Consider the following 13,455-nt stretch of genomic DNA (forward strand, 5'->3'; position numbering starts at 1 on the left):
GCGACGGAAAGCACCCGGCTCATGAGTGACGAACTCCTCGATCTGGCAATCGCCACCGCCGGCGGCCAGGAGACCTGGGACACCCTGCGTGGCCTGAACGTCGACATCTCCATCGGCGGCCCGATCTGGGCGATGAAGGGCTGGTCGCCGGACAGGACGTTCGACCAGATCCTGACGCTCGACACGGTCAGGGAGCACATCGTGTTCACCCCGTTCACCCGCCCCGACCAGCGCATGGTCTTCGACGCCGCCGCCGACAGCGTCACCATGCAGACCCTCGACGGCGAACCGGTCGAGACCCTCGCACCCGCACGGGCCGGCTTCAAGGGAATGCTCCGCAACAGCGCCTGGGACGCTCCACATCTCGGATACTTCCTGGGCTACGCGTGCTGGAACTACTTCACAACCCCGTTCCTCTTCACCCATCCGGACGTGCGGGTCCACGAGATCGAACCGTGGCGCGAGGCCGGGCAGACCTGGCGACGCCTGCAGGTGCGATTCCCGCCCGAGATCGCCACGCACAACCCCGACCAAGTGTTCTACTTCGACGCCCTCGGAGTGCAGCGCCGCATGGACTACATCACCGAAGTCAACGGCAGCACACTCGTCGGCCACTACACCAGCCGCCACAAGACCTTCGACGGTCTGCTCGTGGCCACGCGCCGACGAGTCTTCCGTCGCAATCCCGACAACAGCGTCAACCTCAACCTCCCTTCCATCACGCTCGACATCCACGACGTCGAACTCGTTCACTCCGGCGACGAACAGGCACGACCATGACCATGGAATCCGCCGTCATCGACCACCCCGCCCGGCGGCTCGTCGTGGCGCTCCCGCGCTCCTACGACGCGGCCCGCGAGCACTACGAAACCCTTGTCCCCGAGGTCGATCTCGACCGCTTCTTCCAGATGGCCTCCTGGCAGGCCACGCTCGAGCTCGCCGAGATCAACGCCCCGCACGGGTTCATGCGCTACTTCCGCAGCGACATCACCGCCGTCATGGCAGGATCGCCATCCCTCTGGAAGGCCACGCAGTATCTGATGGGCAACCACACCATCGCTGAACGCATGTTCCGCCACGACCCTTCGGTCATGCTGCACGCACCGCTTCGGACCCTGCTCTACGCGGACCCCGACGGCGACACGAAACTCGCCGTCGAACAGCCCAGTCTCCTGTTCGCCGACTACGGCAACCCGGGGATCGCCGACGTCGGCCGCGAACTCGACGCCCTCCTCGCCCGGCTGATCACCCTCCTCGGTGGTGACGTGCCTCCCCAACTGTGACCACGAGGACGTGGGTCCGGGCGTCGTGCGTCCGTCGCGTCTGTGACGACCGCCGAAGGGTCAGAGGTCAGCCGGCGGCAGGCCGAGGTGGTCGTGCCATGCCCGTCGGCCGGCGGGGGTCACGGTGAGGGCACGGGTCGTGCCGATCCGTGTGATCCATCCGGCCGTGAGTGCGTGGGCGCACAGGGCGGCACCCACCGCGCCGGCCAGGTGGGGACGGCGCTCGGTCCAGTCCAGGCACGCGCGCACCAGCGGGCGACGCGATCCGCTCGGCACCGTGATGCCGATCTCGGCCAGCCAGGCTGCGCCCTCACCGGTCAGTCCCGGCTCGGGACCCCACTCCAGCAGGCCGCGCTCGGCCATCGCGTCGGTGATCGCCAGCGCGACGGCTCCGGCAAGGTGGTCGTAACACAGCCGCGCACGGGCCAGTGCCTGCTGACGGCCGGCGGCCGCCAGCGAGCTCGGTCGGGCAGCTTGCTGCGGGGCCAGCGCGGCGAGACTCTCGATCAACTCGATCACCGTGCGGTCGGCCACCCGAAGGTAACGGTGGCGTCCGTGCCGCTCCTCGACGAGGACTCCGCCGCCGACGAGCAGGTTCAGATGCGACGTCGCGGTCGACGGTGCGACCCCGGCATATCGTGCGAGCTCGGTCGCGGTCCACGCCCGGCCGTCGAGCAGCGCCAGACAGAAGGCGGCCCGGGTCCCGTCGGCCAGCAGCCTGGCCACGGCCGCCAGGTCCACACCCACGTCCTGACCCGCGCGCTGAATGTCCATGTTCTCGATTGTCGCCGATGTCAGTTCGACGTCCGTCGAAGCGTCCACGCCGTAACGTCGCCGGGTGCGCAGGGAACGCCGGGTTCCCGCACCTGCATCCGAACCGGAGGCCGCACCGCCTCCGCTTACGTACTGGAGGAACCATGCCCGCATCCGACACGCCCGTCGGCGCGTCACCACGTCCCGAACCCCGGACCGACCTCGTGGTCACCGATGTCCCCGCGCCTGCGGATGTCGCGGTGCTCTCCGACGGGCTGGACCGGTTCAACATCGAGAAGACGGGAGTCGACGACCGAAGGCCGCTGGCCGTTCTGGTCCGTGATCCGAAGACGCACCAGGTGATCGGCGGACTGACCGGGCGCACCTCACTCGGGCTGTTCTTCGTCGACCTCGTGTTCCTGCCCCCGGAGCTGCGCGGCAGCGGGCTGGGCAGGGAGATCCTTCGGCGGGCCGAGGACGAGGCCCGTGCCCGCGGCTGCCGCGCGGCCGTGCTCTACACGATCACCTTCCAGGCCCCGGGCTTCTATCGGAAACAAGGGTGGAAGCGTCTGGGGGAGGTGCCCTGTGATCCGCCGGGTACCGGCCGCGTGTTCATGACCAAAGAGCTCGCCGTACAGACAGACAGCCGAGTTCGATCAGGCGACGGGAGGAACGTCGCCTGACGCGGGGTTGGACGAGTCATGCGCGATGCTGACGGTGTGATCGGCGAGGCCGCTTCAGTCGGCACGCGAGCGAGGGAGTCGGCCTGCCGGATCTCTGTGCTCCGGGCTCTCGCGCGGCGGATTGCCTCTCGCGACATGCCTTGGCCGGCGGCCGGCCCGGCGGGCAGACTGCGCACATGCAACTCCCCGCCGAAGCCGTTGCCGCCACCGTGCTGATCGAGGTCGTGAGGATCTCCGCCCTCCCGACCGAGCGGGGCGTCCCCTACCCCGGCAGGGCGGTCGCCCATTGGGCCGGGGCAGAGGCCGCCGATGCTCTGACCTTGATCGAGGGCCTGCCCGGCAGCGAACAGCACCGCTGCGGCTTCTCACCGGGCTGGAGCATCCGGGCGTACGAGGACTCTCCCGACCTGGCGCTGTTCGAGGCGGCGTTCTGTTTTAGGTGCCACGAGGTCCGCATGCACGGCACGGCCGTGCCACCCGCGATGACCACGCAGTTCTTCGACGCGGACACCCCGCCTGCCCAGGCCCTCCTGACCCTCTTCCGCGCGGCAGCCGCTTAGGGCCTGTCGGGTGGCCTCAGGCCGGGCGGCCACGCCCTGGCACACACGCTTCCCGCGTCGTCGTCGGTCGCCGACGCTCCTTCCCCGAGCTCTCAGCCGCGTTCGAGCAGGGGAGACCCCCTCCGACACCCTCCTGCGCCTCGGAACCGCACGCACCGGACCGCGTCCGCCATCCGATCCGAGGCCACCCGACAGGCTCTTGGCGGGCCGACCGGATACACAGGCTCGCGCAGCCCTCGGATCGTTGCCCTTCCCAGAATCACTGCAGGTCAGAGGCTTTCGAGCTGAGCGCCTCCAGTTGACCGGCCGGGGCGGCCGGAGCGCTCCGCATCCGGGAACGCAGACAGGGCGTCCAAGAGCGTTGTGTGACGGACGACCTGGACACCCTGCTGACCGCGCCGTACGTGAAGATCGAAGACGAGATCGGAGCAGGCCGCCACCGGTGCGCCGATTCCGGCGAGCAGGCGCGCGTCGGTCGGCTGCCGGGCTGGACGCTTCATGTGGTGATCTTGGTGATGAACACGGCGAGGTTCGCGACGGTCCGCCGGATCTTCTCCTCCAGGGTGAGTGACTCGTGGAGCCGTGCGCCGGCGCCCGCGTTCTTCTTGCCCCGCACGTACAGCGAGCAGGCGAGGTCGCTGCATATGTAGGCCCCCACGGAGTTGCCCTGTTGCCCGGCCTTGCCGGCCTTCGCGGCGACCATCAGCGAGACGCCGCCGGTGTGCGTGGTCAGGCACATCGAGCACATGCTGCGCCGCAGCTGCCAGGAGCCGGGGCCGGGGGAGCGCAGTGCGAGCGCCACCGGTCGGCCGTCCAGTTCGATGGCGAGGTAGGCGCGGTCGGGGGCCTGGGGGTCTCGCCAGCCGAGGAAGTCCAGGTCGGCCCAGGGCCGCTCGGCCAGGTCGCGGGGGACGGACAGGCGCTTCGCCTCGCCCTTGGTGCAGTTCACGAACGCGGAGCGGATCTCTTGCTCAGTCAGAGGCTTCATGAACGAAACGCTAATTTGCCTAAAGCTCTTAGGCAAATGCATAATCGATATCGCTGGATGGGTGGAAGGTTATGGTTCGAGTGGGGCTGACCGCGGAACGCCTTGCCGGGCGGGTGCGGAACTGGCGGGCGAGGTCGGTTTCGACCCGATGGCGGCCTGGATCGTCGATTCCCTCGACGCTCTGCTACGGAACCGGGCCACACCCTGACCGGACGAGGGCGGCACCGCCGGAGGCGGTCCGTCGCGCCGAGCCCCGGCGCAAACGAACATCCCGAAATTCTTGATCAACAGGCAGGGGCCATGAATACCGAGCACCACTGGATCACCACACCTGTCACCGCGGACATCCTGCGCGGCTTCCTCGACGTGGAGGCGACCGCGCACGGTCTGCTGCCGCATCGGCTGCCCGCCCGGGCACGCCGGCAGATCCCCGACGGCCAACTGGCCATGGCCGAGGCCCAGCCCTCCGGCGTGCGATTGGTCTTCCGTACCAGGGCCACCGCGATTGAACTCGACACGCTGCCCACCAAGCGGGTCTACCAAGGGTTCCCCGCCCCGGCGGACGGCGTGTACGACCTGCTGGTCGATGGCGTTCTCGCCGCCCAGGCCAGGGTGACCGGCGGTAACGTCCGCACCGTCACAGACATGCTCACCCAGTCCGCCGAGCTGTCCGAAGGGCCTCCCGGCACCGCCCGCTTCCACGGTCTGCCGACAGGTGACAAGAACATCGAGATCTGGCTCCCGCACACGGAGATCACCGAGCTGATCGCGCTGCGCACCAACGCCTCCATCGAACAGGCTCCGGACAACGGGCGCAGGGTGTGGCTGCACCACGGCAGTTCCATCAGCCACGGCTCGAACGCCGCTCACCCGAGTGCCATCTGGCCGGCCCTGGCAGCCGCCCGGGGCGGAGTGGAACTGGTCAACATGGGGTTCGGCGGCAGCGCACTGCTCGACCCGTTCACCGCCCGCGCGATGCGGGACACACCCGCGGACCTGATCAGCCTCAAGATCGGCATCAATGTCGTCAACTCCGACGTGATGCGCCTGCGCGCCTTCACCCCCGCGGTCCACGGCTTCCTCGACACCATCCGCGAGGGGCATCCGACCACGCCGCTGCTGGTCGTGTCCCCCATCCTGTGCCCGGTCCAGGAGGACACCCCCGGCCCCCTCGCGCCCGACTTCGGCGGCGGCACCCTGCGGTTCAAGGCCACGGGCGATCCAGCCGAACGCGCAGCCGGACGCCTGACGCTCAACGTCATCCGCGACGCACTCACCAGGATCGTCCACCAGCGGGCGGCCGACGACCCGAACCTGCACTACCTGGACGGACGCGAACTGTACGGCGAGACGGACTACGCCGAGTTCCCGCTGCCGGACGAGGTCCATCCCGATCCCGCGGCACACCGCCGCATCGGCGAGAACTTCGCGCGGCTCGCTTTCGGCGCCGACGGCCCCTTCGCCGCCACGGCCGACTGATCATGCCGTCGGCTTCCGCCTCGCCGTCGCCGAGGGCGAGGAAAGGGCCCGGGGGCGTACAACTCATCGAGTGCTGTGGTGAGTTCGTGCGCAGCCAAGGGCTGTCCCGTAATCCCCGGCGGGCACGCGACGACAGCTACGGCACCTCGCCGCGTCGTCGGAACGTCCACATACATCAGGTATGCGGACGCCCCTCCGCCTTGCGATGCACCGCATCCGACGCCACGCGCTGATCCACCGCGGATCACCGGACAGCCCTTGGGCCGTCGAGCGGCGCCTCCGAGCGCCACGGCGTACTCAGCCACTCGGCCTCGAAGCCGGGCAATTCGTCCCGTCCGGCCGGTCGCGGGGGCAACCGGTCCCCGCCCGGCTCGGCGAGCGTCGTAGACCGCGGTCCGGTCGGCGGTGGCCGCGGTCAGCTCGCCGCGGGCACGGGCGAGGGGGCCGGCCGTTCGCCGCGGCCGGGGTGGTTCGTCCGGGTCAGGCCGGGCTCGCGGAGCCCGGTGCCGCGCCTCGCCGCGTTGTCGCCGGTCGCCATGACTCCCTCCTCCGCCTCACGTCCGCGGCACAGGGCCCCCGCTCGTCGATCCGGCCCGATCCAGAAGGAGGTCCAGGCCCTGGGGCAGGTGGAAGGTGTCCTGGCGTCCGGTCAGTGGGCGGCGATGAGCGTGAGTGTGTCGATCACGCGGTTCGAGAAGCCCCATTCGTTGTCGTACCAGGCGACCACCTTGATGTGGCGGCCGTCGACGCGGGTGAGGGCCGCGTCGAAGATCGATGAGGCGGGATTGCCCGTGATGTCGGAGGACACGAGCGGGTCGTCCGAGTACTCGAGGACACCGGCGAGCGGCCCTTGTGCTGCGGCGCGGTAAGCCGCCAGCACGTCGTCGCGCGTCACGTCGCGGGCGACGGTCGTGTTGAGTTCGACGATCGAACCCACCGGAACCGGTACGCGGATCGAATCGCCCGCCAGTTTGCCATCGAGGTTCGGCAGTACGAGTCCGATCGCTTTCGCGGCGCCCGTCGTGGTCGGCACGATGTTGACAGCGGCGGCGCGGGCGCGGCGGGCGTCACGGTGCGGGCCGTCCTGCAGGTTCTGTTCCTGGGTGTACGCGTGCACCGTCGTCATGAAGCCGTGCTCTATGCCGGCGAGCTCGTCCAGTACCGCGGCCAGCGGTGCGAGCGCGTTGGTCGTGCACGAGGCGTTCGAGATGATCGTGTGCACGGCCGGGTCGTACGCGTCGGTGTTGACCCCGAACGCGAGCGTGACATCGGCGCCGTCCGACGGCGCACCGACGAGCACCTTCTTCGCGCCTGCGTCGAGGTGGGCGCGGGCGGCCGCGGCCGACGTGAAGCGGCCGGTCGCCTCGAGCACGATGTCGACACCGAGCTCGGCCCACGGCAGCTGCGCCGGTTCGCGTTCGGCGAGCACCGTGATGCGACGGCCGTCGACGACAAGGACGTTTCCGTCGACGGTCACCGGGCGGCCGAGCCGGCCGGCCGTGGTGTCGTACGCGAGCAGCCGCGCGAGGGTGGCGGGCTCCGTGAGGTCGTTCACGGCGACGACATCGAGGTCGCTGTCGCGTTCGAGCAGCGCGCGCAGCACATTGCGTCCGATGCGTCCGAATCCGTTGATGGCGATACGAGTCATGAGTGGTGTCCCTTTCGTTCGCCATCAGGTTCGCTTGCACCGTCCGCCCGTGACAGCGGCGTGAGTGCCACGGCTCGAAAGGATCGCGCCACGGTGGCGGGCTACTCGCCCTGGGCGAAGGTGCGCCGATACTCGCTCGGCGTGGTGCCGAGGATGCGCTGGAAGTGCAGCCGCAGATTCGCGCCGGTGCCGAGACCGGTGTCGGCGGCGATCTGCTCGATGCTCCGTTCCGAGCGTTCGAGCAGCTCGCGGGCCACGTCGATGCGGGCACGCATGACCCACTGCATCGGCGTGTATCCGGTGTCCTCGGCGAAGCGCCGCGAGAACGTGCGTGGCGACACCGTCGCGTGCCGGGCGAGCATCTCAAGGGTGAGGGGATCGCCCAGCCGGTGCAACGCCCACTCGCGGGTGGCGGCGAACCGCTCGCCGAGCGGCTCGGGCACGCTGCGTGGCACATACTGCGCCTGGCCGCCGCTGCGGTAGGGGGCCGCGACCAGGCGTCGGGCCGCGTGGTTCGATGCGGCCACCCCGAGGTCACCGCGCAGAATGTGCAGGCACAGGTCGATGCCGGAGGCGGCACCGGCCGACGTCAGCACGCTTCCCTCGTCGACGAACAGGACGTTCTCGTCGACCTGGAGGAGCGGATGCTTCGCCGCGAGCGCGCGCGTGTAATGCCAGTGCGTCGTGGCGCGCCTGCCGTCGAGCAGGCCCGTGGCCGCGAGCGCGAAGGCGCCCGTCGAGATGGCTGCGAGGCGTGCGCCCCGATCGTGGGCCGCGATCAGCGCATCGACGACGGCCTGGGGCGGGTCGTCGCAGTCCGGGGACCGGTAGCCGGGGATGAAGACGATGTCGGCCCATGCGAGTGCGTCGAGGCCGTGGGCGACGCAGTACGACAGGCCGTCGCCGCCGGTCACGAGACCGGGTGCGGCGCCGCACACGCGCACCTCGTACGGCATGCTCGCGCGGGTCGTGAACACCTGAGCAGGAATGCCGACATCGAGCGGCTTCGCGCCCTCGAGAACAAGGACGGCGACGCGATGCAGGCGGGAGGCTGGCACGGGAACAGAATACGAGGGGATGTGGGGGCGGACCGTTCGGGCAGGAGCCCGAGAACGGGATCACCGGCCCTGGCGGGAGCCGGTGGCCTGCCGGCAGACCGGCCCCCGCATTCGGGTCGGGGAACTCGGCCATGCCTGTACCTGCATCCGTGAGGAACTGGCCGGCACCACCCCACTGCGTTCTGATCGTCCGCCGATGCCGCTTCCCCCGGCGGCCCGGGACGGCGGACGTGCGCGGCAAACCGGGCCTCGACCCGGCCTCCGGCACCGGCTTCAACAGCAGAGAGTTCGAGCGGCGCGGCGCCGCGGAGGCGCTCGGAGCCGATACTTCGGGTGAAATGCTCGCCGGAGCAAAGGATTTGGAGGAGTGCGGTCCCGGCCTCCTCGCCGGTCGGCTCGCAGAGAAGGTGCCGGCAGCTGCCCGTCGACACTCATCTGTGAGCCGCCCATGACGGTTGGGGGTCCGCCGTGCGGCCGGGGAGGCGTGAGAGGTGCTGCTCCGATCGGCTGGGCGTCGGCGGTGGCGGCGGCAGCTCGGCGTGCGTGACCGTGTACCCGCCCCTGGTCACCGGGGCGTACGGGGCGGGGGCCATGCAGGTGCCGACCGGGGCCTCCTCGGGTCGGGCGCCGCTGTCCGTCAGCAGGTTCACGCCGTTCCAGGAGAAGCCGACACGGTCGGAGGAACGGCCTTCGTCCTTGCCCCCGTCGTAGACGCTCAGCCCGACCCGGTGCCTGACGGTGGGCGGTCCGCCGGGGCTCACCTCGGTGATGACCGCTGTCAGCGTCGCGGTTCGCGGTCCGGTGACCAAGCAGTCCACGCGCCCCTTGGACGTGTACGTGATGTGTCGCTCGGCCGAGTAGTGAGAGATCTCGATCGTCCCCCGCGCGTCGGTGGGCAGACCCGTGGGGATCGTGGGCAGCGGACGGCTGTACGGGGCGCCATGGGCGTCGAAGGTGAACGAGCGGATGTCGTCGTCCTTGTAGTAGGGCAGCACGAACTCGGCGCTTCCGACGACGCTCGCGCGGATCGGCTTCTCCTCCCGGTGCCCGGGGGAAGCGACGGCGGAACCGGACAGGGCGAGACCTGCGGCGAGTGCGGCCAGGACGGCCACGGTCCTGCCCCGTGGAAGAGACGCCATGATGATCTCCTGCCTTTCTTGAGGAGCCGGTGTTTGACGGGATCCATCCTGCGAGTTCGCGTGGTCCCGGTCATCCGTCGGCAGGCTGGACGTCCCGGCGTCCGCTCACGACGTGCGACGTAGATGTCGTCAACCTCAGGTCGCACGCCGCGAGTCGGCCGAAGCCCCGTGCCGGTGCGGCCGGCCCGTGATGCGTGCGGCAGCGGTCGGTCTCGTGGACTCTGTGGCTCATGCGCGGGCGCCGCCCCGGCCGGTGATCCGGGCCCCACGAACGGACCGCCTACGGCACCCGCTCTCGCATCATCCCCACCACCGCGCACCTCGGCCACATCCCGGAGAGCTGCAACCCTGCTGGTGGCGCCGGGTGTTACAGGTCGCGCAAAAAAATGCCCTCGGGCACGGGGGAGTTCGTGGCTGCCGAGTCCTTCTCGGCAGCAACGCCGCGTTCGGCATTCAGTCCCGGGTCGTGGCCGGGGCGGTGAACGAGATCCAGGTATCGGGTGGCAGGTCCGGGCGACCCGGTACCGCTCTGCGTTCCTCGGCCCATGCGTCGCCTGCGATCTCGGAAGCAACGCGGCGCCAGAATCCGACTGCGGCGTCGTTGCGTTCCTGGAAGGCGACTTCCCAGGGCCCCGGGTGCTTCGCCACGACCTCGTGAACGGCGCGCAGCCCGATCCCCGTCCCGCGTACGCCACGCACCACGAAGAAGCTGCTCAGTACGCGCGTCGGGCCTGTCAGGCTGCGGACGAATGCGAGCCCGACGGGGCACTCGCCACTGGTCACGAGATAGGGTGCCCAGTCGGCCTGCGTGAACGCGGCGTGGAGCCGATCGCTTCGGAAGGTTCCGTCCGGGCGGGGCAGCACACCGCTGAACTCCGACATGTCATGTTGAAACAGTAACCAGAGGCGCTCCAGCGTCGGTCGGTCGGCCTGCTCGGCGAGGCGCACGGATATGTCGGTCATGAATCTCCTCCATGTTCGGCGGTCGGGTGGTGTCCGGGGCATCACGGGGTTGTGCGGTCGTGGCAGGACGGCGGCGGTCTCCCGTTGTGCCGGGGTGGATCAGGGCATGAAAAAAGCCTTCCTGGCGGAGGCGGGGCCCGGCCGGGAAGGCTTGAACGATAAAAGCCAACCTATCAGACTTCAGTGGAGTCTCCGCTCTTGTGACGGGCGCTCAGGTCGTCCGTGCGCCCGCCGCGTCGGCCGGGATATTCCCGTCCGTCGTCGGAGCGCGAGTGATGGACGGTCGGCGTGGCAACGACACCCGGGTTCCCCGCTCTGCCGCGCCTGAACGACGAACGCCGACCGCGTTCCGGGCCGCGGTCGCCTCCACGCCCAGCCTCGACGTACAGGTGCCGGCCTGGTCCGCCGCACCGACGGGGGAACTGCAGAGCACGCTGCGAAAGGCCGGCCAGGATCGCGGTTGCCGGACGGGGCGGGGCGCGTCGGAGCCGCCGCAGACCTCCGGCGCCGTCGCCCGGCACCAGCTCCAGGAGGTCGCGATGCACACCTACGGCGCCCCGATCACCCTGGGTGCCTCGCAGCCGCCGGCGGACGAGGCGGCGCTCGACGGTGTCTCCCGCACCCGGCGGCAGCACGCGGTTGCGGTGCTCACCGCGTGCCGATGCCGTGAATGGTGCCGTCGGCGACGGCCTTGAGCTTGTCCGGGTTGGCCACGTTGTGGATGGCGGTGATACGGCCGTCGGCGTCGAAGTCGAAGGTGACGGTGGCGATCACGCGTTGCGGCCCGCTGAACACAATGCCCGGCGCACCGTTGATCCCGACGAGTCGGGCATTCATGTCAGCGGGATCGACTCCCTGGTAGGTGACGGTGCCGATCGCCGCGAACCAGGCGGCCACCGTGGTCGCGCCGACGATCGGACGCAGGGCCTGGCGGACCTTGCCACCGCCGTCGGTCCACAGGGTCACGTCCGGGGAGAGCAGTTCCATCAGGGCGTTGACGTCTCCGCCGGTCGCGGCGGCGAGGAACCGCTCGGTGGCCTCGCGCTGACTCGACCTGTCGGCGGCGAAGCGCGGCCGTCGGGCCTGCACGTGCTCGCGGGCCCGGTGCGCGGCCTGTCGCACCGCGACTTCGGAACGTTCCACCGCCTGCGCGATCTCGGCGTGGCTGAAGTCGAAGACTTCCTTCAGGACGAACACCGCGCGCTCCAGCGGGCTGAGCGTCTCCAGCACCACCAGCATGGCCATCGACACCGATTCGGCGTCCGTGACGATCTCGGAGGCGTCCCCGCCGGTGAGGATGGGCTCCGGCAGCCACGGACCCACGTACGTTTCGCGCTTGTGCCGGGTGGAACGCAGCCGTTCCAGCGCCAGGTTCGAGACGATCCGCGTCAGGTACGCCTTGGGGTCGGCCACCTGCGAGCGGTCGGCGGCGGACCACTTGATCCAGGCGTCCTGGACCGCGTCCTCGGCGTCGGCGGCGGAGCCGAGGAGGCGGTAGGCCACCGAGAACAGCAGTCGCCGGTGCTCGTGGAAGACCTGCTGGTCGGGGCGGGCGGCCAGGTCGGTCACCGGGCCTCCCCGACCCGGGTGAAGCGGCCCCCTCGGGGCCAGAAGGCGCCCGAGGCGGGCATCTTCTTCATACGGCCGTAGGCCGGCCAGGGCGAGGCAGTCACTGTCTCCTTGTACCGGGCCGCCATACGGCCGGTCAGGTGAATTCGCCGAGGGCTGTCGTCGGGGCGGGTGAACTGCACCACCGCGTCGTGCCGCCCCAGGCTCACCGGCGTGTGGTAGTAGCCGAAGCGGAACGGCTTGGGCTGCTTTCCCTTCAGCACACGGTCGATCGACAGCGCGGCGTGTACCCCGGTCGGCATGCCGCCCTGGCAGGTGCCGTGCATGACGCCGTAGCCCTGGCGGATCGCGGCCGCGTCACCGACCGCGTACACGTCGGCGTGCGACACCGACCGCAGCGCGGCATCGGTGACGATGCGTCCACGCTCGTCGACCGTCAGCCCGGCGGCGGCCGCCAGCGGCGACACCCGCGTACCACTGGTCCACAGAACGGCGTCGGCGGCGATGCTCTCCCCGCCCGCCAGCTCGACCGCGTCGGCCAGCACCCTCACCACCTCGGCCCCGGCGCGCACCACGACGTCCAGCCGGTCGAGCGCGGCCCGCACATACGCCTTGGCCCTGGGGTTCATGGCCGCACCGGGCTCGGCCCGGCCCAGCAGCACGACGTTGAGCTCCGGGTGCTGTTCGGCGATCTCCGCAGCCGACTCGATGCCGGTCAACCCGCTTCCGGCGACCACCACGGTGCCGCTTGCGAGCCGCCCCAGCCGGGCGGCCAGCAACTCGGCGTCCTGGGCACTGCTCAGGGTGTACGCGTGGTCCTCGGCCCCCGGCACCGTCAAGGTGTCGGCGGCCCCGCCCAGCGCGTACACCAGCGTGTCGTAGTGCAGCACCCGGTCGTCGTCGGTCCGCACGGTTTTGGTGTCCGCGTCCATCGTCGTCACCCAGCCGCGCACGAACCGCGCGCCCGTGCCCTCCAGCAGCCCCGGGATGCTCAGCTCGGCGGACCGCTGCCCGGTCCCCGTCATGTGCAGCCGCATCCGCTCGGTGAAGCGCTCCTGTGCGTTCACCAAGGTCACCTGTACGCCCTCGCGCCCCTTGACCCGGGCCGCGAGCTGGATCGCCGCGGACATGCCCGCGTACCCCGCCCCCAGGACCACCACGCGGTGCGCGGTCGTGGTGCCGGTCTCCTGCCGTGCGTTCATCGTTCCGTCCTCCTCGGCTCGCTTGCTGACACCCACCGGATGGGAGCAGGCGGCCCGGACGTGACATGGGTCGGATGTGATGCGCGACACAGACCGAATCGGGTCCTCCAGCAGGCGGTCGAACGAGTCC

The 13,455-nt window shown here is 70.2% G+C and carries 15 protein-coding genes; 5 read left to right on the top strand and 10 right to left on the bottom strand.

The genetic code is table 11. From position 1 onward, the window contains the following. Positions 1-21 precede the first annotated feature (21 nt). The gene (locus ACIQCZ_RS13490) at positions 22-780 is read left to right on the top strand and encodes a hypothetical protein (protein WP_402282089.1); all 759 of its coding nucleotides are present in this window, start codon (positions 22-24) and stop codon (positions 778-780) included. Continuing rightward, on the top strand, positions 777-1,283 hold the full coding sequence (locus ACIQCZ_RS13495; RefSeq protein ID WP_402282091.1) for a DUF302 domain-containing protein: 507 nt from the start codon (positions 777-779) through the stop codon (positions 1,281-1,283). Before ACIQCZ_RS13490 ends, ACIQCZ_RS13495 begins: the two co-directional genes overlap by 4 nt. A gap of 60 nt (positions 1,284-1,343) precedes the next feature. Here the strand turns inward: ACIQCZ_RS13495 and ACIQCZ_RS13500 are convergent, their stop codons facing one another. After that, on the bottom strand, positions 1,344-2,057 hold the full coding sequence (locus ACIQCZ_RS13500; protein ID WP_402282093.1) for an ArsR/SmtB family transcription factor: 714 nt from the start codon (positions 2,055-2,057) through the stop codon (positions 1,344-1,346). Between the two features lie 143 nt (positions 2,058-2,200). On the opposite strand from ACIQCZ_RS13500, the gene ACIQCZ_RS13505 reads away from it, so the two are divergent. Together ACIQCZ_RS13505 and ACIQCZ_RS13510 are read left to right on the top strand one after the other, a co-directional pair. Continuing rightward, a complete protein-coding gene (locus ACIQCZ_RS13505; protein ID WP_402282095.1) occupies positions 2,201-2,719 on the top strand; it encodes a GNAT family N-acetyltransferase in 519 nt (172 codons plus the stop codon). A 176-nt stretch (positions 2,720-2,895) separates the two neighbouring features. Next, positions 2,896-3,279, top strand: a complete 384-nt coding sequence (locus tag ACIQCZ_RS13510; RefSeq protein WP_402282096.1) for a hypothetical protein — start codon at positions 2,896-2,898, stop codon at positions 3,277-3,279. Between the two features lie 269 nt (positions 3,280-3,548). Here the strand turns inward: ACIQCZ_RS13510 and ACIQCZ_RS13515 are convergent, their stop codons facing one another. Both ACIQCZ_RS13515 and ACIQCZ_RS13520 read right to left on the bottom strand, forming a co-directional pair. After that, positions 3,549-3,779: a hypothetical protein gene (locus tag ACIQCZ_RS13515; protein WP_402282099.1), complete on the bottom strand. Its 231-nt coding sequence runs from the start codon at positions 3,777-3,779 to the stop codon at positions 3,549-3,551. Further along, entirely contained in the window at positions 3,776-4,267 is a 492-nt protein-coding gene (locus ACIQCZ_RS13520; RefSeq protein ID WP_402282100.1) for an FBP domain-containing protein, read from the bottom strand. Before ACIQCZ_RS13520 ends, ACIQCZ_RS13515 begins: the two co-directional genes overlap by 4 nt. A gap of 300 nt (positions 4,268-4,567) precedes the next feature. Here ACIQCZ_RS13520 and ACIQCZ_RS13525 point away from each other — a divergent pair, with 300 nt between their 5' ends. Next, positions 4,568-5,746, top strand: a complete 1,179-nt coding sequence (locus ACIQCZ_RS13525; RefSeq protein WP_402282102.1) for a GDSL-type esterase/lipase family protein — start codon at positions 4,568-4,570, stop codon at positions 5,744-5,746. Between the two features lie 415 nt (positions 5,747-6,161). Here ACIQCZ_RS13525 and ACIQCZ_RS13530 read toward each other — a convergent pair whose 3' ends face one another. The 7 genes from ACIQCZ_RS13530 to ACIQCZ_RS13560 form a co-directional block, all read right to left on the bottom strand. Then, on the bottom strand, positions 6,162-6,284 hold the full coding sequence (locus tag ACIQCZ_RS13530) for a hypothetical protein (protein ID WP_402282103.1): 123 nt from the start codon (positions 6,282-6,284) through the stop codon (positions 6,162-6,164). Between the two features lie 111 nt (positions 6,285-6,395). Next, positions 6,396-7,394 (bottom strand): type I glyceraldehyde-3-phosphate dehydrogenase, encoded by a 999-nt coding sequence (gene gap, locus ACIQCZ_RS13535; protein ID WP_402282104.1) that lies wholly within the window; start codon positions 7,392-7,394, stop codon positions 6,396-6,398. A 101-nt stretch (positions 7,395-7,495) separates the two neighbouring features. Further along, positions 7,496-8,452: a GlxA family transcriptional regulator gene (locus tag ACIQCZ_RS13540; RefSeq protein WP_402282106.1), complete on the bottom strand. Its 957-nt coding sequence runs from the start codon at positions 8,450-8,452 to the stop codon at positions 7,496-7,498. 431 nt (positions 8,453-8,883) lie between these two features. Then, positions 8,884-9,591, bottom strand: a complete 708-nt coding sequence (locus ACIQCZ_RS13545; RefSeq protein ID WP_402282107.1) for a hypothetical protein — start codon at positions 9,589-9,591, stop codon at positions 8,884-8,886. Between the two features lie 453 nt (positions 9,592-10,044). Next, on the bottom strand, positions 10,045-10,554 hold the full coding sequence (locus tag ACIQCZ_RS13550) for a GNAT family N-acetyltransferase (protein WP_402282109.1): 510 nt from the start codon (positions 10,552-10,554) through the stop codon (positions 10,045-10,047). Between the two features lie 648 nt (positions 10,555-11,202). Continuing rightward, on the bottom strand, positions 11,203-12,123 hold the full coding sequence (locus ACIQCZ_RS13555; protein ID WP_402282111.1) for an RNA polymerase sigma-70 factor: 921 nt from the start codon (positions 12,121-12,123) through the stop codon (positions 11,203-11,205). Next, positions 12,120-13,325 (bottom strand): NAD(P)/FAD-dependent oxidoreductase, encoded by a 1,206-nt coding sequence (locus ACIQCZ_RS13560; RefSeq protein WP_402282113.1) that lies wholly within the window; start codon positions 13,323-13,325, stop codon positions 12,120-12,122. Before ACIQCZ_RS13560 ends, ACIQCZ_RS13555 begins: the two co-directional genes overlap by 4 nt. Positions 13,326-13,455 lie beyond the last annotated feature (130 nt).

Source organism: Streptomyces sp. NPDC093149 (assembly GCF_044754145.1).
GTDB lineage: Bacteria > Actinomycetota > Actinomycetes > Streptomycetales > Streptomycetaceae > Streptomyces.